The 21,932-nt window shown below is 69.4% G+C and carries 20 protein-coding genes; 13 read left to right on the top strand and 7 right to left on the bottom strand.

Annotated elements, in window-relative coordinates:
- From VF794_RS21535 to VF794_RS21545, 3 genes are all read left to right on the top strand, one after another.
- A partial coding sequence (locus VF794_RS21535; protein ID WP_331113313.1) for an alpha/beta hydrolase occupies nt 1-1,183 on the top strand: 1,183 nt, incomplete at its 5' end.
- Nucleotides 1,184-1,281: 98 nt separating this feature from the next.
- Nucleotides 1,282-2,661, top strand: a complete 1,380-nt coding sequence (locus VF794_RS21540) for a hypothetical protein (protein ID WP_331113315.1) — start codon at nt 1,282-1,284, stop codon at nt 2,659-2,661.
- 11 nt (nt 2,662-2,672) lie between these two features.
- Complete coding sequence (locus VF794_RS21545; RefSeq protein ID WP_331113317.1) at nt 2,673-3,443, top strand: 3-hydroxybutyrate dehydrogenase; 771 nt, start codon at nt 2,673-2,675, stop codon at nt 3,441-3,443.
- Between the two features lie 3 nt (nt 3,444-3,446).
- On the opposite strand, the gene VF794_RS21550 is transcribed toward VF794_RS21545, so the two are convergent.
- The 4 genes from VF794_RS21550 to VF794_RS21565 form a co-directional block, all read right to left on the bottom strand.
- Nucleotides 3,447-4,802: an MFS transporter gene (locus VF794_RS21550; protein ID WP_331113319.1), complete on the bottom strand. Its 1,356-nt coding sequence runs from the start codon at nt 4,800-4,802 to the stop codon at nt 3,447-3,449.
- 113 nt (nt 4,803-4,915) lie between these two features.
- Nucleotides 4,916-5,806, bottom strand: a complete 891-nt coding sequence (locus VF794_RS21555; protein WP_331113321.1) for a hypothetical protein — start codon at nt 5,804-5,806, stop codon at nt 4,916-4,918.
- Nucleotides 5,807-5,923: 117 nt separating this feature from the next.
- On the bottom strand, nt 5,924-7,312 hold the full coding sequence (locus tag VF794_RS21560; RefSeq protein WP_331113323.1) for a HAMP domain-containing sensor histidine kinase: 1,389 nt from the start codon (nt 7,310-7,312) through the stop codon (nt 5,924-5,926).
- Nucleotides 7,309-8,037, bottom strand: a complete 729-nt coding sequence (locus tag VF794_RS21565; RefSeq protein ID WP_331113325.1) for a response regulator transcription factor — start codon at nt 8,035-8,037, stop codon at nt 7,309-7,311. The genes VF794_RS21560 and VF794_RS21565 overlap by 4 nt, the downstream gene beginning before the upstream one ends.
- Before the next feature lie 294 nt (nt 8,038-8,331).
- Here VF794_RS21565 and VF794_RS21570 point away from each other — a divergent pair, with 294 nt between their 5' ends.
- Together VF794_RS21570 and VF794_RS21575 are read left to right on the top strand one after the other, a co-directional pair.
- Complete coding sequence (locus tag VF794_RS21570) at nt 8,332-10,743, top strand: YfhO family protein (RefSeq protein WP_331113327.1); 2,412 nt, start codon at nt 8,332-8,334, stop codon at nt 10,741-10,743.
- Between the two features lie 224 nt (nt 10,744-10,967).
- Entirely contained in the window at nt 10,968-11,897 is a 930-nt protein-coding gene (locus tag VF794_RS21575; RefSeq protein ID WP_331113371.1) for a hypothetical protein, read from the top strand.
- Nucleotides 11,898-11,900: 3 nt separating this feature from the next.
- On the opposite strand, the gene VF794_RS21580 is transcribed toward VF794_RS21575, so the two are convergent.
- Nucleotides 11,901-12,482, bottom strand: coding sequence for a TIGR02265 family protein (locus tag VF794_RS21580; RefSeq protein ID WP_331113329.1), 582 nt, complete (start codon nt 12,480-12,482; stop codon nt 11,901-11,903).
- Between the two features lie 237 nt (nt 12,483-12,719).
- Between VF794_RS21580 and VF794_RS21585 the strand changes: the two genes are divergently transcribed.
- Genes VF794_RS21585 through VF794_RS21600 form a run of 4 tightly spaced genes read left to right on the top strand, consistent with a single transcriptional unit; the run spans nt 12,720 to nt 16,725 of the window.
- Entirely contained in the window at nt 12,720-13,697 is a 978-nt protein-coding gene (locus VF794_RS21585; RefSeq protein WP_331113331.1) for a fumarylacetoacetate hydrolase family protein, read from the top strand.
- On the top strand, nt 13,694-14,341 hold the full coding sequence (gene maiA / locus VF794_RS21590; protein WP_331113333.1) for a maleylacetoacetate isomerase: 648 nt from the start codon (nt 13,694-13,696) through the stop codon (nt 14,339-14,341). The genes VF794_RS21585 and maiA overlap by 4 nt, the downstream gene beginning before the upstream one ends.
- Nucleotides 14,342-14,397: 56 nt before the next feature.
- On the top strand, nt 14,398-15,561 hold the full coding sequence (gene hppD / locus VF794_RS21595; RefSeq protein ID WP_331113335.1) for a 4-hydroxyphenylpyruvate dioxygenase: 1,164 nt from the start codon (nt 14,398-14,400) through the stop codon (nt 15,559-15,561).
- A gap of 3 nt (nt 15,562-15,564) precedes the next feature.
- Entirely contained in the window at nt 15,565-16,725 is a 1,161-nt protein-coding gene (locus VF794_RS21600; protein WP_331113337.1) for a homogentisate 1,2-dioxygenase, read from the top strand.
- 1 nt (nt 16,726) lies between these two features.
- On the opposite strand, the gene VF794_RS21605 is transcribed toward VF794_RS21600, so the two are convergent.
- On the bottom strand, nt 16,727-17,809 hold the full coding sequence (locus tag VF794_RS21605; protein ID WP_331113339.1) for an aminomethyltransferase family protein: 1,083 nt from the start codon (nt 17,807-17,809) through the stop codon (nt 16,727-16,729).
- Nucleotides 17,810-17,847: 38 nt separating this feature from the next.
- Here VF794_RS21605 and VF794_RS21610 point away from each other — a divergent pair, with 38 nt between their 5' ends.
- From VF794_RS21610 to VF794_RS21625, 4 genes are all read left to right on the top strand, one after another.
- The gene (locus VF794_RS21610) at nt 17,848-18,174 is read left to right on the top strand and encodes a cupin domain-containing protein (protein ID WP_331113341.1); all 327 of its coding nucleotides are present in this window, start codon (nt 17,848-17,850) and stop codon (nt 18,172-18,174) included.
- A complete protein-coding gene (locus tag VF794_RS21615) occupies nt 18,171-19,514 on the top strand; it encodes a thioredoxin domain-containing protein (RefSeq protein ID WP_331113343.1) in 1,344 nt (447 codons plus the stop codon). Before VF794_RS21610 ends, VF794_RS21615 begins: the two co-directional genes overlap by 4 nt.
- 11 nt (nt 19,515-19,525) lie before the next feature.
- A complete protein-coding gene (locus VF794_RS21620; protein ID WP_331113344.1) occupies nt 19,526-19,906 on the top strand; it encodes a translation initiation factor in 381 nt (126 codons plus the stop codon).
- A 72-nt stretch (nt 19,907-19,978) separates the two neighbouring features.
- Entirely contained in the window at nt 19,979-20,887 is a 909-nt protein-coding gene (locus tag VF794_RS21625) for a DUF3396 domain-containing protein (protein WP_331113346.1), read from the top strand.
- A gap of 9 nt (nt 20,888-20,896) precedes the next feature.
- Here VF794_RS21625 and VF794_RS21630 read toward each other — a convergent pair whose 3' ends face one another.
- Complete coding sequence (locus tag VF794_RS21630; protein ID WP_331113348.1) at nt 20,897-21,901, bottom strand: isocitrate dehydrogenase (NAD(+)); 1,005 nt, start codon at nt 21,899-21,901, stop codon at nt 20,897-20,899.
- Between the last annotated feature and the right edge of the window lie 31 nt (nt 21,902-21,932).

Below are 21,932 nucleotides of genomic sequence, written 5' to 3' on the forward strand. Positions count from 1 at the left end.
CAAGGAGTACGACGGCAAGTACCGCCCGCTGACCAACCACCCCGGTTGCAGCGTGGACAACCTCTATTACCACAAGGCGAACACCGAGAAGGGTCCCGGTCGCACGCCTTACATCGACGGCAACAACGACGGGAAGTGGAACGCGGACAGTACGGTCGGCGTGGCCAACAAGGCCCCCGGCCTGATCGACGGGGACCTGGCCAACATTCAAGGCTACCCCTGCGCCGCCAAGGAGTACACCCAGGCGAACGAGGACACCTCCAAGCCCATCGTCATCCTCGTGCACGGCAACTCCTCCCGGCCCCATTACTGGGAGAAGTTCCTCCTGCCGCCCGGCACGTCCATCAACTCCGCCTTCGAGAAGGTGCAGTTCAACCCGGACACCGAGGCGCGCGCGCAGCTGGCCGAGGCGCTGGTCGCCGAGCGCTACCGCGTCATCGCCGTGGACTTCCGCACGGACCTGGTCACCAGCGTGGAGCCCACGGCCGACGCCCTGCGCGACAACGCCGCGGGCAACATCGACCACGGCTGGTCCACGCCCATCCTCCAGTCCCTCGTCAAGGCGGTGATGAAGAACAACCCGGGCCGCAAGGTGGCGCTCTTCGGGCACTCGCTGGGCGTGACGGTGGTGCGTGATGCCCTCCGCCGGCTCTACGTGGAGCACGCCGAGGGCAAGCCGGACTCCATCAACCCCTTCACGCAGGTGAGCCACGTCATCCTCGGCTCGGGCGCCAACCACGGCGTGTCCACCTACGACTCCTCCTCCGCGCTGTGCACCAACAACCTCACCATGCGTGGCACCATCGTCTGCGAGATGGGCAGCCGCTCCAACTACGTGCAGACGTACTTCCACAAGCCGCTCAACGGGCCTCGCGATCTGTTCGCCACCCCGTGCGCGGACGGTGACTACGCCTTTGGCAAGACGGGCCAGTGCGGTGGCAACGTGGTGAAGTACTTCACCATCACCATGACGGACATCCAGCAGGGCGCCAACTACCAGGACTCCTACGTGTCCGAGGCGGCCTCGCGCATCGACATGCCGGGCTGCGTGGTCAACAAGCTCACGACGCTCAACGACTACGACACCAGCGGCTACTTCCTCAAGGGCGCCATCGCCAACCACTTCGGCTCCCTGCGCTCCGACGCGGGCCTGAAGCTCGCCATGGACTATCTGGCCAGGTAGTCGTCGTTCCTGGCAGTCTCCCCGCCGCCCGCGTCCGCAGCTGCCGTGCGCGGGCGGCGTCTCCCCTTTCGCAGTGCAGCCGAAGAGAGTCCTCCCCCATGAATCCGTCGTTCCCCGCCGCGTCCCGCGTGGCGCTCGTCTGCACGCTGGCCTCCGCCCTGCTGGTGGCTCCGGCCCAGGCGCAGACTTCCGAAGCCCCGGCCTCCGAGGCCCCTATTGCCACCCCGTCGCCGGCCGCCGCCGTGCCCGCGGCCCCGAGCCGGCAGGACACCGAGGCGCTGGTGGTGAGCGCGCCGACGCCCGCCACCCGGCCGATGTTCGCGTTTGGGAACGAGACGTACTTCATCAACCCGGTGCTGGCCATCGCGGGAGGCCTGCACTCGGAGAACCTGCTGGTCAACCCCAACCCCAACAAGGAGAGCCGCATCACCACGGTGGCCATCGGCCGCTTCGGGGTGGAGGGTCGGCTGGGGCCCTACGTCACCTTCCGCAGCGAGTTCGAGCGCAACATCCGCAGCCACGGCTCGGGCATCTGGGAGGGCACCGCTTCCATGTCGGTGCGTGACCAGGTGCTGCGCCTTCAGCGCTGGGGCGCCACGGTGGAGGCCGGCATCGTCCTGGACCCGGCGAGCGTGGACTACTTCTCCGCGCACACGGGCGACGTGCTGGTGGCGGACAAGTACACGCGCGACCCGCTGCTCTACAGCGGCTTCAACCGCGGGCAGGGCGTGCAGGCGCGCTACACGCGCTGGGGTCTCACCGCCGGCTTGAGCTACACCGAGGCCAACCCGCTGAGTTCCTCGGCCTCCTTCATGGTGGGTGGCTCCTTCGGCGGCAGCAGCCGCTTCTGGGAGCGGCCCCTGGGCAGCTTCCGCAATGGCCAGCCGGATGACGATTTCCACTTCCGCGTCGTCAGCCCCTCGCTCTCCTACGACCACCCCTGGTTCGAGGCGAAGGCCATGGCGCAGGTCTTCAACATCAACTACCAGACGAACTCGACGGATGACCCGGCCATCCAGGGCTACAACGCCCGCGGCAACGTGAAGCTCAAGCTCAAGGGGATGGTGCCGTCGCTGCCCTTCGAGGTGACGCCCTTCTTCAACGTGGCGCGCGTGGAGAACGACGTGGCCAACTCCGTCGCGGGCTACAGCAACACGCTGCTGGACACGCGCTTCAACGCGCTCAGCCTCTCCGGCGGCCTGGACGTCTTCCTCTCCGGCAGGTCGGGCGTGGGCTTCCACATCGCGCGGGTGGCGGACCAGACGCCTTCCTTCATCCAGCCCACGGGCACCAACGAAGGCAGCGAGCCGGTCGTCGGCTCCACGACCACGTACCTCAACGTGGGCGCGACCTGGTGGATGTTCGACCAGGTGGCGCTCGGGGCGCGCGTGGCCACCTTCGCGCGTGAGGTCGAGGGCAAGCCCGAGGCCGAGGAGCGCGACCTGTCCGGCTTCCTCACGCTGCGGCTGGTTCTCTGAGAGGCGAGGCCATGGGCGAGCTGACGGGAAGGACCGCGCTCGTCACGGGCGCGGCCAGTGGGATTGGCCGTGCCGTGGCCGAGGACCTGGGCGCTCGAGGCGCCCAGGTGCTGGTGTCGGACCTGGACGAGGCGGGCGCGCGCGCGGTGGCCGAAGGCATCCCCGGCGCCATCGCGCAGCGGGCGGACGTGTCCTCGCGCGAGGACTGCCGGGCGCTGGTGGACCGGGCGCGGCAGGCGTGGGACAGGCTGGACATCCTGGTGAACAACGCCGGGCTCCAGCACGTGTCCCCGGTGGAGGAGTTCCCGGAGGAGCGCTGGGAGTTGATGATCCGCATCATGCTCGTGGGGCCCTTCCTGCTGACGAAGTACGCCCTGCCGCTGATGTACGAGCGCAAGTGGGGACGCATCATCAACGTGTCCTCGCTGCACGGACTGGTGGCGTCGCCGTACAAGTCCGCCTACATCTCGGCCAAGCACGGCCTGATGGGGCTGACGAAGACGGTGGCGCTCGAGGCGGCGGACAAGGGCGTCACCGTGAACGCCATCTGCCCCAGCTACGTGCGCACGCCGCTGGTGGAGAAGCAGATCGCCGACCAGGCCCGCGTCCACGGGCTGTCCGAGCAGGAAGTCGTGGAGCGCATCATGCTGGCGCCCGCGGCGGTGAAGCGCCTGCTGGAGCCGAGCGAGGTGGCGGCCTACGTCGCCTTCCTGTGCTCGGAGGCCGCGGGCGGCATCACCGGGGCCGCCCAGGTCATGGACTGCGGCTGGACGGCCCGCTGAGGCTCACGCCACTTCGCGCTTCCCGTCGGTCCCCGTGGCACTGTCCGCGGGGGCCGGGGAGGTGGGCTCGGTGAGCTTGTCCCGGAACGTCTCGGCGGAGAGGTACACGGAGACGATGGTGACGAGCGCGAGGCCCAGCAGGTAGACGGACACGGGCCACGGCGTGTCGAACCGCTTCAGCAGCCAGGTGGCGGCGAAGGGAGCCATCCCGCCGGCGAAGATGGAGGAGAGCTGGTAGCCCAGCGAGGCGCCGCTGTAGCGCACGCGGGTGCCGAAGAGCTCGGAGAAGAAGCTGGCCTGGGGCCCGTACATGGCGGCGTGGGCGATGAAGCCCAGCGTGAGGGCCAGCCAGATGAGGACCGGGGCCTTCGTGTCGATGAGCCAGAAGAAGGGGAAGGCCAGCAGCGCGCACCCCAGGGCGCCGCCCATGTAGACGGGACGGCGGCCGAAGCGGTCCGAGGCGGCTCCGAAGAGGGGGATGGCCATCAGGTGGACGATGGAGCCTCCGAGCACGCAATTGAGGATGGTGGCCTGCTCCAGCCCGAGCCGCTGCTTGCCGTAGGTGAGCACGAAGGTGACGAGGATGTAGTACCAGCCGTTCTCGGCGAAGCGCGCGCCCATGGCGAGGAGGATCTGCCGGGGGTAGGTGCGCAGCACCTCGACGATGGGGAGCTTCGCGTTGGCGTCGGGCGTCTTGTGGGCGGCGCGGAAGGCGGGGGACTCGGCGACGCTCAAGCGGATGAAGACGCCGATGCCGATGAGCACGGCGCTGAAGAGGAAGGGCACGCGCCAGCCCCAGGTGATGAACTGCTCATCGGGCAGGCGGGAGAAGAGGGCGAACACGCTGGTGGCCAGCAGCAGGCCCGCGGGGGCGCCCATCTGCGGCCAGCTTCCGTAGAAGCCCCGGCGGTGCGCGGGCGCGTGCTCCACGGCCATGAGCACCGCTCCGCCCCACTCGCCACCCAGGCCGAAGCCCTGGAGGACGCGCAGCAGCACCAGCAGCGCGGGCGCCCAGACGCCGATGCGCTCGTAGGTGGGCAGCAGACCGATGGCGAAGGTGGCCACGCCCATGATCATCAGCGTGGCGCTCAGCATGGACTTGCGCCCGAGCTTGTCGCCGAAGTGGCCGAACACCACGCCGCCCAGCGGCCGGGCCACGAAGCCCACCGCGAAGGTGGCGAACGCCAGGAGCGTGCCGACCAACGGATCGAAGGAGGGGAAGAAGAGGCGGTTGAAGATGAGCGCCGCGGCCGTTCCGTAGAGGAAGAAGTCGTAGAACTCCACGGCGGTGCCGATGAAGCTCGCGGCGGCCACCTTCAAGGTGGAGTTGCTCTGGGACTGCTCAGAGGGCTGGGTCATGGTGAGGGACCCCCTGCATAGCCGCTTCCCCCGTGAGAGGACAACGGGGCCCCCCACGGGGCCGAAGCGGGGCGCCCCTCTCACGGGGCGCCCAGGTGCTTCAGGACACCGACTCAGTAGGCGTAGGAGGCCATGTCGGCGCGGACCACGCCGACGATGTTCTCCCAGTTGCCGTTCTGGTAGTGGTCGTGGTTCTCGCCGTCATCGCGGAACGACACCCGGTGGTAGGACCACAGGGCCTTGCCGTTGCTGGTGGCCGCGGTGCCGGTGTTCAGGGTGCCGTCGCAGAACCAGTCGCCGGGGTTGCAGTAGCCGCCCTTGACGGAGACGCCGCCGGTGGAGTGGTAGGCCACGGCCTCGTCGTCCTGGCCGGGGAGGATGCCGGAGTAGGCCGTGCCCTTGGCGGCGGCGAACATGTAGAACCACTTGGAGCGCGTGGTGTTGTGGTTGTACATGGCGCGCGCGGTGGAGGTGACCAGGTCGCCCACGATGGGATCGCTCGTCGCCCACTCCCCGTTGTCGGCCAGTTCGCTGCCACCGCCAGCGCCCGAGGCCACGTCCACCCACTTGATGTTCCAGCCCACCTGGGTGGTGCCGTCGGTGTTGCCGCACACGCCGGTGGAGTTGGGGACGGCGTTCTTCTTGTAGCGCGTGGAGCCGCCGTACATGGACAGCGCGTAGCCGATCTGCAGGTTGCCGGCGCTGTGCGAGGCGATGTAACACCAGTTGGCGCCGGTGCAGAAGCAGTCGAGCGCGTCGCGGATGCGGAAGTTCTCGACGGAGATCTTCTGCCGGCCGTCCCAGTTGACGGCCTTCTTGTTCACGCCCGCGCTGACGGTGCTCGGGCCCCAGTTGGAGAAGTCGGCATAGTTGCCGCGCTGGGTGCCGCCGCCGTTCTTGCCGTGGATCCACAGCGAGTAGTTGGTGGCCGAGGCCTCCGGGGCGGCGAGGAGGGCGGTGAGGACGGCGACCGCGAGGGCGGCCGGTCTGACGGATGCGATCATGGAACTTCCTGGGGTAGGGGTATGCGCCCGCCCGTGGAGCGAGCGAGCGAACGCATATCCTACCACCAAGACTTCCCATAAAGCAGGGACATCCCTTCAAAACCAGACAGAAGGCGGTCACTCGTGGCGCGGTGCGTCGAGTCCTGCCTCCGGGGCGGCGGGGAGGCTGATGCGGGCCGTCGTCCCCACTCCCGGCTGACTCTCCAGCGTGAGCGAGCCGCCGTGGGCGACCACGATGCGGCGCGCGAGGGCGAGCCCCAGCCCCACGCCGCCCGTCTTCCGTGCCCGGCTGCGATCACCGCGGAAGAAGGGGGTGAAGATGTGGGGCATGTCGTTCGCGTCGATGCCCATGCCCTCGTCGGCCACCTCCACCTGGAGCCCATCGGCGGTGGAGCGGGAGAGCAGCCGCACGGTGCTGCCCGGCTCGGAGTACTTGCCCGCGTTGTCGAGCAGGTTGTCGATGGCGCGCCGCAGCAGCACCGGGTCCGCTTCCAGCATGGGCAGCGGCCCGTCCACCTTTACTTCCAATCGGTGTTCCTGACGGGCGGAGCGGAAGCGCGCGGCGGCCTTGTCCACCAGGAACTGGGCCTCCACGAACTCCCGGCGCAGCGGCGGCGTGCCGCCGGGGGTCTGGCTCGTGGTGAAATCCAGTCGGGCCGCGGTGAGCACGTCCGACACCAGCCGCTCCAGCTCGTTCAGGTCCTCGGCGATGTCCGCCAGGGACTCGCGCGCCAGTGTGGCGTCCCCCTCGTTGGCCAGATCCAGGGCCACCCGGATGCGGGACAGCGGGGTGCGTAGCTCGTGCGAGACGTTGGCGAGCAGCTCCTTCTGTGAGCGCAACAGGTGGGTGAGTCGCTCGGCCATCTCGTCGAAGGCCTCGGCCACCTGTCCCAGCTCGTCGCGCCGGCGCACGCCCGTGCGCGCGCTCAGCCTGCCCTCGCCGAAGGCCCGTGCCGTCGCGGCCAGCTGTTGGAGCGGTACGGCCAGGGAGCGGGCGAAGACGATGGAGGTGATGGCCGTGCACCCGAGGACGGCGGCAATCATGAGCCACAGGTCGGGGGGAGGCCCGGGGTGAGGGGGCAGCTCCAGCGTGGCGTAGACCTCCAGCGGGCCCGTCTCCGGGATGGCCACCCTCATCACGTGAGGCGACTGGGAGCTGTCCACCACGCGTGCCTGCTCGAGCTGGCGGAGCTCCTCGGCGGAGAGGGGGGCGCCGGGCGGCGAGACATTGGAGGCGAGGAGCCGGCCGTCGGCGGCGTGCATCGTCACCTTCACCCGGAGCTTCTGGCCGGCCCGGTCCAACACCTCTTGCAGCACCTCTGGCTGGTCGCGGAAGCGGGCCCACTCGGAGACGAAGTAGGCCGCGTTCCGCTCGAAGAAGCGTGGCCGGGGCCCCTCCATGGCGTACCGGCGGGCCACGTTGAAGGCCAGGGCGATGAGCAGGAGCTGCGCGAGGCCCACCAGGTAGATGCGCAGCAGCAGGCGGCCGGGAAGCCGGGTCCTCATGCTTCGTCACCGGTGGCGAGCAGGTAGCCCGCCCCGCGCACCGTCTTGAGCAGCTTGGGGCTGCGCGGGTCCTCCTCGAGCTTCTGCCGGATGCGGAAGATGTGGACGTCGACGGAGCGGTCGAACACCTCCTCCGCGTTGCCCTTCACCGAGTCCAGGAGCTGCTCGCGGCTGAGCACCCGGCCGGCGCGCTCGGCCAGCACGCGCAGCAGGGCGAACTCGTAGGTGGTCAGCGGCAGCACCTTGCCGTCGAGCGTGGCGCGCAGACTGCTGGGTTCCATCGACAGCTTGCCCACCTGGATGGGGTGGGTGGAGGGGCCGGCCCGCCCGCGAGCACGCCGCACCTGGGCCCGGATGCGCGCGAGCAGCTCGCGCGAGGAGTAGGGCTTGGCGAGGTAGTCGTCCGCGCCCGTCTCCAGACCGAGCACCCGGTCGACCTCCTCGCCGCGCGCCGTCACCATGATGATGGGGACGTCACTGCGTGAGCGCAGCTCGCGGCACACCTCCATGCCATCGCGCCCGGGGAGCATCAGGTCCAGGAGGATGATGTCGTAGGCGTGGCGGTGGGCCTCGGCCAGCCCCTCGGGGCCGGTGCGGGCGACGGTGACGAGGACGCCATGCTCCTGGAGGTAGCGGGAGGTGAGCCGGGCCAGCCGCTCGTCGTCCTCCACCAGCAGCACCTGGATGGTGCCTTCATCCGGGGTGGGGTGGGTCGTCTGCTCCATGCGCGTGGCTCCTCTCGCCGTGTCCTCGCTCCCTCGTGGGAACAGGGACAAGATGCGACCCGGGGGCACGAGAGGGGTTCATGCCTCCTCGGTTGCCTGGTTCAGGTTCGATCGGAGACGAATGCCCCCGGGCCGCAGGGTGCACCCTGACACCCTGAGATGACGAGCGGGCTTCGGCCGTATGAAGAAGTATTTCAGGGCAGGGCAGGCTCCCGAACGAGCCCCGGGGCCCTCGTCACGCCCTGAAGAGTGGGGTTGCCTGTCAGAGGGAGACGGAGGTATGCGCGCACCGACATGCCTCTCTCCCAGCAGGCCAGGACCCGCCTCGCGGCGGTGGTCGCCATCGTCGCCCTCCCGCTGTTCTACTTCCACCGGGCGACCTTCTCGGACGAGATCTTCATCTCGCGCGACATCCTCCGGGTCTACTACCCGCTGAAGAAGTACTGGGCCGAGCGCGTGTCCCAGCTCCAGTTCCCGGACTGGTACCCCTACGACGGGCTGGGGCAACCGTTCGCGGGGATGCTCATCTCCGGGGTGTACCACCCCGCCAACCTGTTCTACCTGCTGCTGCCGCTCGGAGCGGCGCTGAAGCTCATCACCCTGCTCGCCTACGTGGTCGCGCTGGGAGGCACCTACCGCTGCGCGCGGCTGTGGGGCATGGGGCGCGGGGCCGCACTGCTGTCGGGCGTCACCTACGCGCTGTGCGGCTACATGGTGGGCATCAGCAACAACCTGCTCTACCTCATGGCGGCCGCGACGTTCCCCTGGGCCCTCTGGGGCGCGGAGCGCTTCCTGCGCCAGCCCTCCGTGGCGCGAGCCGCCGCCGCCGCCCTCCCCCTGTGCCTCGTGCTCCTCAGTGGCGATCCCCAGAGCTTCGCGATGTGCAATGGGATGATTCTCGCGCTGGTGCTGCTGCGTCCGGACCGTGCCGGTGCGCTGCGAGCGGCCCCCCGGGCCGGGCTGCTCATCGTGCTCGGCGCGCTGCTGTCCGCGGTGCAGATGCTTCCGGTGCTCGCGATCCTGGACGAGGTGAATCCCAGCGCGCCCGATCTGGCGACGGCCACCTCTTTCTCCTTCCACCCCCTCCAGCTCATCGAGATGGTCCTCGGGCCGCTCTACATCGATCCGGAGACGGGCTCGGTGGCCTCGACCCGACTGGCGGGTGAGCTGTTCCAGATGGGGCTGCACACCTTCTGGGTGAGCTCGGTGCACGTGGGGTTTCCGGCCCTGCTGCTGCTGGGGGCGGCCCTCTGGGCCAACCGCCGCGACCCGCTGACGTGGAAGGTGACGGGGCTCGCGCTCTTCGTCCTCGCGCTGGCCTTGGGACACCACCTGCCGCTGTATCGCTGGTTCTACCAGTGGGTCCCCTTGTGGAGCTCCTTCCGCTACCCGGAGAAGCTGCTCCCCTATCTCCTGTTCCTCGGTGCCCTGGGGGCCGGGGCCGGGGTGGAGGCCCTCCGCCGGGAGCCCGCCCTGTCGCGGCGCCTCGGCCTGGTGGGCTTCGGGCTCGCGCTGGTGTGCGGCCTGCTCGCGCTCGGGGAGTGGCGGTGGGGGGTGTTCTCCCAGAGGGTGATTGGCTCCCTCTGGACGGATCCCCAGCCCAGGGCCCTGGGGTTGATCCACGGCAACTTCCTGAAGGCGACCCTGACCTCCGCCCTCACGCTGGGCGTGCTGGGCGTGGTGCTGTCCCTGGTGCACCAGCTCACGTTGCGCGCGGGGGCGTTCGTCGTGCTCCAGCTCGCCGTGCTCTATGTGGCCAACGAGGGCACCTACCAGGTGACCTACTCGGACCTGCTGGAGCAGCCCACCGGCATGGTGGACTTCATCCTGCGACGCGAACCGAACGCCATCGCGGGGCGGCCGCGGGTCTTCGGGGCGGTGCAGGACCTGGAGCCGCGCAGGATTCCTCCCGGGCTGCATGCCTACGACATCGCGTCCCTCAACATCGTCGCCGCGCTCGATCCGAACACGCCCGCGCTCTGGAACCTGGAGAGCGCCAAGCCCTACCTCCCCGGCGTCTCCTGGCGGTACTACGGCCTGGTCCGCTCGCTCGACTCGTTCGCCGTGTGGATGGGCCGTGTCTCCGGCCTCTACCACGTGCGCTACTTCACCCTGGGAGCCAGCGACTACGAGGAGATGCGCGGCAATCCGGAGGTGGTCCTCGCCGAGGATCGCACCGTGGAGGCGGTGCTGCTCGGCAACCCCCGCACGCTGCCGCGCGCCTACCTGGCCACGCCCGTATGCGTGGAGGACGTGTCCGCCGCGCGCGCCCTCATCCTCTCGCGCTCCTTCCAGCCCGGCCGGCAGGCCGCCCTCGAGTGCACCCCCGAGACCCCGCGCTTCGAGGCGCCTCCCACGTCCGGCGAGCTCGGCCAGGTGGTTTTCGTCCACTACGCGCCGGAGGAGGTGGAGCTCGACGTGGAGGCGGGCGCGCCGGCGGTGCTGGTGCTCAACGACGCCTACGACAGTGGCTGGAGCGCGACCGTGGACGGGCAGCCCGCTCCCATCCTGCCGGCCAATGTCGCGGTGCGCGGGGTGCTCATCCCGGAGGGGGCCCATAAGGTGACCTTCACCTACCGCCCTGTCGGCCAGCGGCTCGGGGCCTTCCTCTCCCTCGGGACCCTGGGATTTCTGGGATTGGCGCTCCTGTTGGAACGCCGCCGGGTGATGAAATTCGAACCCACCGGAAAGTTGCCCCCTCCCTGAGTGGCGGGGACCTGGGTTAGGGTGTACCCCTGTGTCGGCTTCGACCCCTTACGGTGTCAAGGCGGACCCCGCGCCCCCCGGGGTCTCCAGACGAGGGAAGACGCATGGGTAACGCACTCCATCTCCCCCAGACGTACGCTCGCAATGCACCCTCCATCTCGGCCCTGGCCGCCCCTGTCCTGGCTACCCTCTGGGGTGAGCAGGTGCCTTTCGAGGGGAGAGGTGTGGGCTTGAGCGGCCATCCGGTGGTGCCGAAGTCGGAGCTGTACGCGCGCATCTGCGTGAGGGATCCGTATTTCGCGCTGAGCGAGGTGACGATGGTGGGTCCGGGCGAGGTGCTGGCGCGGGTGCCGGTGGAGCAGGACCCGGGAGCGGAGGCCTCGCCCATCAACGCGGCGGAAGTGGGGCGGCACCTGGCCATCCTCGGCTCGTGTGCCTCGTCGCTGGTGAACCCCAAGGAGGGGCAGCACTACTACCTGGCCCGACGCGCCCGGCTGGAGCGGCTGCACGACGGGCCGCGCTCGCGCCTGGACGAGCCCCTGTGGGGTCTGGCGCGGGCGGAGTTCATCGACAAGCGCTGCGCCCGGGCGCACACCGTCCTGGCCGACCCCGAGGGCCTGCCCCTGTTCTCGCTGGAGGTGGACTTCAACGTCCTGTCGTCGGCGGCCTTCCTGCGGCTCTTCGAGGGGGCTCGCCTGGACATGCGCCGCGAGCCCCGGGCCGAGCGCGGGCCGCGCGGCGCCACGCCGGCCGACTTCGCCGCCCTGAGGCAGAATCCCCACCGCCAGCCTCCGCCCCTGAAGGATCTGGTGCGAGATGGCGAGTGCATGCGGGCCACGCTGGGCCCGGTGACGGCGGAGCTGTGCAAGGGCCACTTCGCCCTGCACCCGGTGCTGCCGGTGGCGGTGGTGATGAGCGGGCTGTCCGGGCTGGCCGGCACGCTGCTGCGCCAACTGCTGGGCAACGCGCGGGCGCGCTACCTGGTGACGCGGGGCGAGGTGCGCGCGGACAGCCTCGCCTACGCCGGAGAGACGGTGACGTTCGGCGCCCACCGCCACGGCGTGGAGGGCTCCGACCACCGCTTCTACTGCTGGGCCTCGGTGGGCGAGCGGCTGATCGGCGTGATGGAGCTGACGCTCACCCCCCTGGAGTGAGCCTCACTCCCAGGAGATTTCGTAGTCCACCGAGTCGAGGTTGAGGATGTGGGCCCTCACGCTGCCCTTGAAGCCCAGCGCCTCCAGGGCGCCCTCGAAGATGCCCACATGGTAGGCGGCCGGCTGCATGTCGCCGCGGTAGGCGATGATGCACCCGTTGGAGCCGGCGGGGCGGTGCTCCCGCTTGCCGTACGTCACCACGGTGCTGAAGGCCACCCGCGTCTGGGCGAAGAGCCGCTGCGGGTCTCCCTTGCCGAGGATGCCGAAGACGACCTGCCCCGGGCCCGTGGAGAAGCGCCGCACGCAGGCCTTGCCGCACGCGTTGAAGACCGCGTCCTGGGGGCCGAGCTTCCCCTCCAGCGCGTCCGCCGCGCCGTAGAGCAGCTGGAGGTAGTCCGTGGCGGGGTAGGTGCGCAGATCGCTGATGTCCCTGGCCAGCGTGCCGGTGCGTACCCGGCTCAGCGCCGCCGCGCCTCCCTGCTGCTCCACGAAGTCGAGCACCACCCTGAAGAAGAGGCCTCGTACGGCATCGGTGGGCTTGGTGAGGGCGATGCGCGCGGCGAGCTCGGTCTTGTTGGAGGGCATGGGGCGGATGATCCGGCAGCTTACCGTGCTCGCTCGACCCGTCGAGAAATCGGGACTCGGGGTAGGGGGCGTGTGCCCAACCCTACACCGCGTGTACGGAAGGAGCGATGACGCGGCGCGAGATGGCGGTGCCGGCAGCCTTCGCTTGACACCCCGGGCCCCTGCACGGAAAAGCCCGGATCGGGGCGTCGGCCCGCCCTCCCTTCCTCCCCCTGGCCGCTCCTGGGAGTTCGACCCGTGAAGCTCGCCACCCTGAACGACGGAACCCGCGACGGACGGCTCATCGTCGTCAAGCGGGACAACTCGGCCTACGCGCTCGCCACCAACGTGGCCCTCACGCTCCAGGCCGCGCTCGACAAGTGGGACGAGACGGAGCCCAAGCTGCGTGCGCTGGCCGAGGAGCTCGAGGCCGGCCGCGTGCAGAGCCGCCCCGTCGACGTGGGCGCGCTGCTCTCGCCGCTGCCCCGCGCCTACGAGTGGGTGGATGGCAGCGCCTACCTCAACCACGTCATCCTCGTGCGCAAGGCGCGCAACGCCGAGCCCCCGCCCACGATGAAGACGGATCCGCTCGTGTACCAGGGCGGCTCCGGCACCTTCCTCGCGCCCACGCAGGACCTGCCCATGGTGGACGAGACGTGGGGCATGGACTTCGAGTCCGAGGTGGCCGTCATCCTCGGGGACGTGCCGCTGGGCACCAAGGCCCAGGACGCGGGGAAGTACGTGAAGCTGGTGATGCTCTGCAACGACGTCACCCTGCGCAACCTCATCCCCAACGAGCTGGCCAAGGGCTTCGGCTTCTTCCAGGGCAAGCCCTCCAGCGCCTTCAGCCCCTTCGCCCTCACGCCGGACGAGCTCGGCTCCGCGTGGAGGGACGGCCGCGTCCACCTGCGCCTGCGCTCCACCCTCAACGGCCAGGTGGTGGGCGACACCGACGCCGGTCCGGAGATGCACTTCTCCTTCTTCGACCTCATCCAGCACATCTCCAAGACGCGCGCCTTCACCGCCGGCACCATCCTCGGCAGCGGTACCGTGTCCAACGCGGAGCGCGAGCGCGGCATCTCCTGCCTCGCCGAGCGCCGGATGATCGAGACCATCGAGAACGGTGGCCCCAAGACGCCCTTCATGAAGGTGGGGGACACCATCGACATCGAGATGTTCGGCCCCGATGGGAGCAGCCTCTTCGGGCGCATCTCGCAGAAGGTGGTCGCGCCGTGAAGCTGTACAACTACTGGCGCTCGTCGTGCTCGTGGCGGGTGCGCATCGCGCTCGACCTCAAGGGCCTGTCCTACGAGTACGTGCCGGTGCACCTGGTGAAGGACGGGGGCGAGCAGCACACCGACGCCTACCGCGCCCTCAACCCCATGCGCACCGTGCCCACGCTGGAGTTCACCGAGGGCGGTCAGGTGCGACACCTGTCCCAGTCGCTGGCCATCCTGGAGTTCCTGGAGGAGCGCCACCCCTCGCCCGCCCTGCTGCCGGCCGACCCGTATGCCCGTGCCCGCTGCCGGATGTTGGCGGAGATGGTGAACTCGGGCATCCAGCCCCTCCAGAACCTCTCCGTGCTGCAGCGCATCAAAGGGGAGCTGAAGGCCGACGACAAGGCGTGGAGCGCGTATTGGATCGACCGGGGCCTGGCGGCCTTCCAGACGGCCGTCCAGGAGACGGCGGGGACGTACTGCCTGGGCGACGCTGTGTCGTTCGCCGACATCTGCCTGGTGCCCCAACTCTACGGCGCCCGGCGTTTCGGGGTAGACCTCGGACCGTACGAGCTGCTCACCCGGATCGAGGCGGCGTGTGCCCGCCTTCCCGCCTTCCAGGCGGCTCACGCGGACCGGCAGCCGGACGCGGTGCCGGCCTGAACGGATGACGACGCAGGACCTGATTACGTTTCAAGAAGCATCAAGGAGTCGACGACATGGCAAAGCTCGAGTCGCTGGGCATCAAGGGGCTGGAGAGCGTCCACTGGTACGTGCATGACCTGGAGCGCAGCCGGCGCTTCTACGTGGAGGGGCTGGACTTCGCGGAGCAGGGTGTCTCCTCGCCGGAGCTGGAGCAGAAGGGCAAGCAGAAGTCCGCCGTCTTCCAGGCGGGTAACGTCGTGCTGGTGGTGAGCCAGCCGGTGGGGGAGGGCGGTCGCGCCTGGCGCTATCTGCGCAAGCACCCGGACGGGGTGGGCACGCTCAACTACCAGGTGGAGGACATCGAGAAGACCTACCGCCTGCTGGAGCAGCGCGGCGCCACCTTCATCACCGACATCGAGCGCCACACCGACGAGAAGGGCGGCAAGCTGGCGCAGTTCTCCATCACCACGCCCTTTGGTGACACCACCTTCCGCTTCATCCAGCGCGACGGCTACAAGGCCCTCTACCCGGGCTTCGTGCAGCACGAGCATCCGCGCGGCGGCAACAACCGCTACGGCTTCACGCACATCGACCACATCACGTCCAACTTCCAGACCATGCGGCCCATGCTCCTGTGGATGGAGCATGTGATGGGCTTCGAGAAGTTCTGGGAGATCCAGTTCCACACCGACGACGTGGCCTCCAAGCAGAAGCGCGAGCACGGCTCGGGTCTGCGCTCCGAGGTCATCTGGGATCCCGTCAGCCGGGTGAAGTTCGCCAACAACGAGCCCCTCAAGCCCTTCTTCAAGACCTCGCAGATCAACATCTTCAACGAGGACCACAAGGGCGATGGCGTGCAGCACCTGGCGCTGGTGGTGAAGGACATCCTGTCCTCGGTGAAGGCGATGCGCGAGAAGGCGGGCATCTCCTTCATGCCCACCCCGGGCACGTACTACGACGCGCTGCCCGAGCGCATCGAGCGGCTGGGCATCAAGAAGATCGACGAGGACATCGAGGTGCTGCGCGACCTGGAGGTGCTCATCGACGGTGGCGGCGAGCACAGCTACATGCTCCAGATCTTCATGAAGGACGCGGCATCGCTCTACAAGGATCCGCACGCGGGCCCGTTCTTCTACGAGATCATCCAGCGCAAGGGTGACCAGGGCTTCGGTGGCGGCAACTTCCGCGCGCTCTTCGAGAGCATCGAGCGCCAGCAGAAGACGGAAGGGCGGATCTAGGCCATGTTCGAGCGGCGCGTCGTGGGCAAGGTGCCCCGCAAGCACCACATCCAGCTCCGGGACGAGAAGGGCACCCTGATGTTCGAGGAGTGCCTGACCCGAGACGGCTTCGAGGGCCCGTACACCATCGCCTACCACCAGAAGGCTCCGCACACGCAGGGCCTGGGCGAGGTGAAGGGGGGCTGGGAGCCGCCCAAGGCCGTGCCGGAGCAGCGGCTGGCCAAGCGGCACTACAAGACGCAGGAGCTGCCACCCAAGGGCGGCGCGCCGCTGAACGCCCGGGTCCCGCTGCTGTTCAACGCGGACGTCACCCTGGGCGTGCTGCACCCGACCGAGGCGGACTCCGTCTACTTCACCAACGCGGACGCGGACGACCTCTTCTACATCCACCAGGGCAGTGGCGTGGTGCGCTCGGTGCTGGGCGACCTGCGCTTCGGCCCGGAGGACTACGTCTTCATCCCGCGTGGGCTGGTGCACCGCATCCTCCCGGACCCGGGCGTGCCGCAGTACTGGCTGTCCATGGAGTGCAAGGGCGGGGTCCACCTGCCGCGCCAGTGGCGCAACGACGTGGGCCAGCTGCGCATGGACGCGCCGTACAGCCACCGGGACTTCAAGGTGGTGGAGTTCACCGGGCCCCAGGACGAGGGGATTCGCGACCTGGTGGTGAAGCGGGGGGACCGCTTCCACGGCTTCGAGTACCAGCACTCACCGCTGGACGTGGTGGGGTGGGACGGGACGGTGTACCCGTGGGCCTTCCCCATCCTGAACTTCCAGCCGCGCGCGGGCCTGGTGCACCTGCCGCCCACGTGGCACGGGACATTCGCGACGCGCGGGGCGCTCATCTGCTCGTTCGTGCCGCGAATGGTGGACTTCCACCCCGAGGCGATTCCGTGCCCCTACCCGCACTCGTCGGTGGACTGCGACGAGTTCCTCTTCTACTGCCGGGGCAACTTCACCAGCCGGCGGGGAGTGGGGCCCGGGAGCGTGAGCTTCCACCCGATGGGCGTGGCGCACGGGCCGCACCCGGGCGCGTACGAGGGCAGCATCGGCCACCGCGAGACGAACGAGCTGGCGGTGATGCTGGACACGCTGCTCCCCCTGCACCCCACCGCCGCGGCGCTATCGGTGCAGGACCCGAACTACCAGAAGAGCTTCATTCCGTAGCTCACCCGGGTCGAGGGGCGGTGAGGGGCAGGGCCGACACGGTGGCCTCGGCCGGCCCCTCGCCCACCGCCAGCACGGTGCCCGGCTCCAGGTGGTCGCGGTGCACGTACCCCAGCGCCACCGTCTGTCCCTGGGAGGGCGAGCGCACCACGGTGGTCAACCAGCCCACCTTCTTGCCGTCCTTCTTCAGCTCGGTGCCGGGCGTGGCCTCGGTGGCCCCCAACAACAGGCCTGTCAGCTTCCGGTTCATGTGCCCCCGGAAGGTGGCCCGCGCGATGACCTCCTGCCCGATGTAGCACCCCTTGTTGTACGAGATGGCGTGCGTGAGGTTCGCCTCCAGCGGGATGGTGGTGTCCACCATGTCCTGTCCGAAGCGCGGCACCCCGGCCTCCACGCGCAGTACCTCCAGCGCCCGCCAGCCCAGCGGCTTGAGCCCGAAGGCGGCTCCCGCCGCGACCAGCACCTTCCACACCGCCTCCAGCCCGGTCCGGGGCACCAGCAACTCCACCCCATGCGGCTCCAACCGGGTGGCGCCCACCAGCAGCACCTCCTGGCCCGCCAGGGTGACGGCCCGGGTGGCGTCCTGGGGCAGGGGAGCGAACGGGCCACCCAGCACGGCGCTCAGCAGCTCGCTCGTCCGGGGTCCCAGCAGCCGCAGCACCCCCTGCTCGGCCGTGGCGTCGTGCAGCTCGGCGTCCTCGGAGATGAGGAATTTCTCCAGGAACTCCCGGACCTTGGCGCCCAGCCCGGGCTCCACGTCGAGGAGCAGGTCGCTCTCCCGCCGGAGAATGCGGGCATCGGCGACCATGGCGCCCTTCACCGTTATCATGGCGGCGTAGGTGGCGGCCCCAGCGGCCAACCCCTTCACTTCCTGGGTCACCATTCCATGCAGGAAGCTTGCGCGGTCCTCGCCCGTTATCCGCAGCGCTTCCCGATAGGTGGCATCATGGAGGGCCACCGCTTCCCGGGCTGCCCGGTACTCTTCGTCCCCATGCCCGTAATCGGCCACCACCTCCCGGCTCGTGACTTCCAGGAAATGGGCGCCTGCCTGCTCATGAAGAAAATGCAGAGACAGCGGTTCCATGTCCGTCGCTATATAGAGGCCCCGGAGTGAATGCCACGATGGATGTGAGACACCTGTCCGACTTCCTGGGCTTCTCCGCCGAGAAGCTCCAGAAGCACAACCTCTTCAAGTCCGAGCGCTTCTTCCTGGACGTGTACTGCCTCGCGGCGGGCCAGTCCCAGAAGCCCCACCGGCACGCGGCCTCGGACAAGGTGTACCTCGTCCTGGAGGGCCGCTGCCGCTTCCTCCTTGGCGCCGAGGAGGCCGTTCACGGCCCTGGCGCCGCCCTTTTCGCCCCCGCGGGCGTCGAGCACGGCGTCACCAATGACGGCCCCGACAACGCCCGCCTCCTCGTCCTGATGACCCCCCCTCCGGAGCACGTATGAGCAAGAAGGCCAATCCACCCCCTCCCGTCCCAGTCCGTGGTGCCGTGGCACTGCTCGTCCTGGGCGTCGCCGAGAGCGCGCTCTCCCTCTTCCAGTGGAGCCAGCTCCTCACCCTGCGCCGCGGTGGCACCACCGTCTGCGGCGTCTCCGAGCGCATCAACTGCGAGACGGTGTGGAACTCGGCCTTCGCCAGCACGGTGCATGAGGTGCTGCGCATGCCCGTGGCCGCGCTCGGCGTGGTGTGGGGCATCGTCGCGGTGGCGCTCTCCGCCCTCTACCTCGTGTGGCGGCGCAACGGGTACACCGTGCGGCCCGCCACCAACGGCCTGCGCCTGACGGCCGCCGCGGGTGTGGGCGCCAGCCTCGTCTTCGCCGCCGCGAGCGCGAGCTCCGGCGCGCTGTGCCCCACGTGTCTGGCCACCTATGCCCTCACGCTCTCCTTCGCGGTCGTGGCCTGGCGCGGCCTGCCCGGGCCCGTCATGCCCCAGACGGGTGAGTGGGGCCGTGCCCTCCAGTGGACGGGCGGCTTCGCCCTGGCCGGCTACCTGGCGCTGCTGATGCCCGGCCTCCAGACGCCCCACGCCTCCGCCGCCTCCGAGACCGTCGCCAAGATGGCCCCCGCGGAGGACCCGGCCTCGCTGGAGGCGTACCTGCGCGGCCTTCCCCCGACGGAGCAGCAGGCCCTCGCCAACGCGCTCGCGAAGTACCGTGAGGACTCGCCCCTGCCGGCCCTCGCTCCCGCGCGCCGCCGCCATGGGCCCGTGGACGCGCCGGTGAAGATGGTCGAGTGGACCGACAGCCGGTGCCCGCACTGCAAGTCCCTGGTGGAGGTACTCGCCCTCATGAAGAAGCGCCTGCCCGAGGGCAAGCTGTCGCTGGAGGCCCGCCAGTTCCCGCTCGACGCCGCCTGCAACCCGGCCATGCCCCCGCGCGCCTCCGATGGCACCGGCATCCGCTGCGTGGCCGCCAAGGGGCAGATCTGCCTCGAGGACGCCCCGGACTTCTGGGAGCTGCGCGAGCAGCTCTTCGAGGCCCAGGCCTCGCTTTCGCCCTCGAAGGTGATGGACATCCTCTCCTCCGGCTCCGTCTCGCGCTCGCAGCTCGAGGCGTGCATCGCCAGCCAGGAGACGACCCGCAAGCTGAACGAGGACGTGGAGTACGCGAAGCGGCACGACCTGCAGGGCACGCCACTGGTGGTCGTCAACGGCCGCGAGGCGATGGCCATGCCGTCCTTCCTCTACGCCCTCATCATGGCGGATGGGAACCCGGACGCGCCGGCCTTCAAGGTGCTGCCCGCGCCGAAGGCGCAGGCGATGCAGGCCCACGACCATCCGCACTGAGCAGGGGCGCCATGGGCAAGCGTGACAAGAAGCCCGAGGCGCCTGCCCCGGCGGCGCCCTTCCACAACCCCTTCGCCGCGCTCGGCGGCCTCAAGCGCGAGGCGCTGCCCCCCGGGCCGGCTCCCAAGCCGGTGAAGGCCGAGGAGCCCAAGGGCCCCGCGCGCGCCGTGGTGCGCATGGAGCGCAAGGGGCGTGGGGGCAAGGAAGTGACGGTGGTGGAGCAGCTCGGGCTGCCTGCCTCCGAGATGGAGAAGTGGCTGAAGGCCCTCAAGGGGAGCCTCGGCTGCGGCGGCACCGTGGAGGACGACACCCTGGTGCTCCAGGGCGATCAGCGCGAGCGCCTCCCCGGGCTGTTGGAGGCCCGCGGCGTGCGCCGCGTCACCGTGGGCTGATGCTCGACGTCCTCGTCGCGAGGCCGCGCTCTTGGTGGGATGTGTGTGGTCGGTGCCTCTCCGAGTCATTCGATGAGCGAGCACTACCCGCGAATCCGCATTCGCACTGAAGGCGGCCACCTGCTGATTCGCGAGGGGCTGAGCATCAACTTCTACATGCGCCGGTCCCACGCCGAGGTGGCACCCGCCGTGATGCGCTCCCTGGACGCGTACCTGCGAGCGATGGAGCCGCGAGCACTGGGCTTGTACGCGGCGGAGGGAGAGTGGCGGGAGCTCGACGACGAGGGCTGGGCTTCGACTCGACGCAGGATTCTCGACGGCACCAGTGCCATCGTTGACCTGCGGGACGCGTCGGGCAGTGAGAACAGGTACCGGGTCGAATACTACGGCAGGCCGCTCGATGCCCCCTCCTGGGGAGAGAGGCCGGGAATGGTGTGCGCCCTCTCATTCTGGTTGCCCACCGAGTACCTGGAGGAGCACGGCCCGGCTCGGCTGTGCGAGCTGGTGTTGGAGCTGGCGGACCCGCTGCCCTTCAGCTCGGGCCATGCTGGGCTGTCCTTCAACTGTGAGACGGACGTGGTGGGCGTGACGCAGGAGATTCGCCACCGAAGCTTCCGCTACCCGGGCCTGGACATCCCGAACTTGAGCCGCTTCTCGCGGTATCTCGGCACGCGGGTCCGTGGGCCCTCGTGGATGACCTTCCTGGGACAGCCCGTGCTGGGAGAGCTGGGCGGTGTGGGCGGGCTGCGCTCCCGCCTGCACTCGCCGGAGACCACCGTGCGGGAACTGGAGGGGGAGCGCGCCGTCGTGACCCTCGGCCCATGGCCGGAGGCGGGGGACACCGAGCAGGGCCAGGTGCTGCCCGCCTACCGCGAACTGGCGCGCGTCCTGGAGCCCTGGCTCTACCACCAGAAGCCCCTCTTCAACCCCCACTTCACCGCCGAGGACGTGCTCCGTTGGGAGCGCCGCTTCCTCGACTAGGGGCACGGACTACAGCGCCGCGATGACCGCGTCGGTGAACTCGCGCGTGGTGGCGCTGCCGGCCAGGTCGCCCGTGCGCGTCTTGCCCTCGCCGTGCACCTTGGACAGCGCGCCCTGGAACTTGCGCGCCTCGTCCCGCAGGTCCAACCAGTCCAGCATCATCACCGCCGACATCATCAGCGCCGTGGGGTTGGCCAGGCCCTTGCCCGCGATATCCGGCGCCGTGCCGTGCACCGCCTCGAACATCGCCGTGCGCTCGCCGATGTTGGCGCCCGGCACCAGGCCCAGGCCGCCCACCAGCCCCGCGCACAGGTCGCTGATGATGTCCCCGTACAGGTTCTCCATCACCAACACGTCGTAGCGGGTCGGGTCCTTCACCAGCTGCATGCACATGTTGTCGATGATGACCTCCTCGTACTGAATCTCCGGGTACTCCCGGCCCACCTTGCGGGTGCAGTCGAGGAAGAGGCCATCCGACAGCTTCATGATGTTGGCCTTGTGGACGCTCGTCACCTTCTTGCGCCCGTTCTTCTTGGCGTACTCGAAGGCGAAGCGGGCAATCCGCGTGGAGGCCTTCTCGGTGATGATCTTCAGCGACTCCACCACGCCCGGGACGATGATGTGCTCCAGGCCCGCGTAGAGCGACTCGGTGTTCTCGCGCACCACCACCAGGTCCACGTCGTCGTAGCGCGTCTTCACGCCCGGCACGCTCTTGACGGGGCGCAGCGAGGAGTACAGGTCCAGGCGCTTGCGCAGGCCCACGTTGGCCGAGGCCATGCCGCCGCCCACCACCGTGCCCGTGGGGCCCTTGAGCGCCACGCCGCTGCGCAGCACCGCCTCCACCGTCTCGTGGGGCAGGTTGGTGCCGTACTTGGCGATGACCTCGGTGCCCGCGTCCTTGAACTCGAACTCGAGGGGGGCCTTGAGTGCCTCGAGAACACGGATGGTGGCCGCCATCACCTCGGGGCCAATGCCGTCGCCATTGATGACCGTGACCGTACGCGTATTCGCCATGGTCCCGGCTTCAAGCACAAAAGCCAGGGTC

The sequence above is a fragment of the Archangium sp. genome (genome assembly GCF_036389735.1).
In the GTDB taxonomy this organism is placed as follows: domain Bacteria; phylum Myxococcota; class Myxococcia; order Myxococcales; family Myxococcaceae; genus Archangium.

Excerpts from the sequence above, each read along its gene's own strand:
- VF794_RS21605 (WP_331113339.1), bottom strand. The coding sequence starts at position 17,809 with ATGGAACCGCTGTCTCTGCATTTTCTTCATGAGCAGGCAGGCGCCCAT.
- VF794_RS21620 (WP_331113344.1), top strand. The coding sequence starts at position 19,526 with ATGGGCAAGCGTGACAAGAAGCCCGAGGCGCCTGCCCCGGCGGCGCCC.
- VF794_RS21570 (WP_331113327.1), top strand. The coding sequence starts at position 8,332 with ATGCCTCTCTCCCAGCAGGCCAGGACCCGCCTCGCGGCGGTGGTCGCC.
- VF794_RS21555 (WP_331113321.1), bottom strand. The coding sequence starts at position 5,806 with ATGATCGCATCCGTCAGACCGGCCGCCCTCGCGGTCGCCGTCCTCACC.
- VF794_RS21565 (WP_331113325.1), bottom strand. The coding sequence starts at position 8,037 with ATGGAGCAGACGACCCACCCCACCCCGGATGAAGGCACCATCCAGGTG.
- VF794_RS21550 (WP_331113319.1), bottom strand. The coding sequence starts at position 4,802 with ATGACCCAGCCCTCTGAGCAGTCCCAGAGCAACTCCACCTTGAAGGTG.
- VF794_RS21560 (WP_331113323.1), bottom strand. The coding sequence starts at position 7,312 with ATGAGGACCCGGCTTCCCGGCCGCCTGCTGCTGCGCATCTACCTGGTG.
- VF794_RS21610 (WP_331113341.1), top strand. The coding sequence starts at position 17,848 with ATGGATGTGAGACACCTGTCCGACTTCCTGGGCTTCTCCGCCGAGAAG.
- hppD (WP_331113335.1), top strand. The coding sequence starts at position 14,398 with ATGGCAAAGCTCGAGTCGCTGGGCATCAAGGGGCTGGAGAGCGTCCAC.
- VF794_RS21600 (WP_331113337.1), top strand. The coding sequence starts at position 15,565 with ATGTTCGAGCGGCGCGTCGTGGGCAAGGTGCCCCGCAAGCACCACATC.
- VF794_RS21540 (WP_331113315.1), top strand. The coding sequence starts at position 1,282 with ATGAATCCGTCGTTCCCCGCCGCGTCCCGCGTGGCGCTCGTCTGCACG.
- VF794_RS21615 (WP_331113343.1), top strand. The coding sequence starts at position 18,171 with ATGAGCAAGAAGGCCAATCCACCCCCTCCCGTCCCAGTCCGTGGTGCC.
- VF794_RS21580 (WP_331113329.1), bottom strand. The coding sequence starts at position 12,482 with ATGCCCTCCAACAAGACCGAGCTCGCCGCGCGCATCGCCCTCACCAAG.
- VF794_RS21625 (WP_331113346.1), top strand. The coding sequence starts at position 19,979 with ATGAGCGAGCACTACCCGCGAATCCGCATTCGCACTGAAGGCGGCCAC.
- VF794_RS21545 (WP_331113317.1), top strand. The coding sequence starts at position 2,673 with ATGGGCGAGCTGACGGGAAGGACCGCGCTCGTCACGGGCGCGGCCAGT.
- VF794_RS21630 (WP_331113348.1), bottom strand. The coding sequence starts at position 21,901 with ATGGCGAATACGCGTACGGTCACGGTCATCAATGGCGACGGCATTGGC.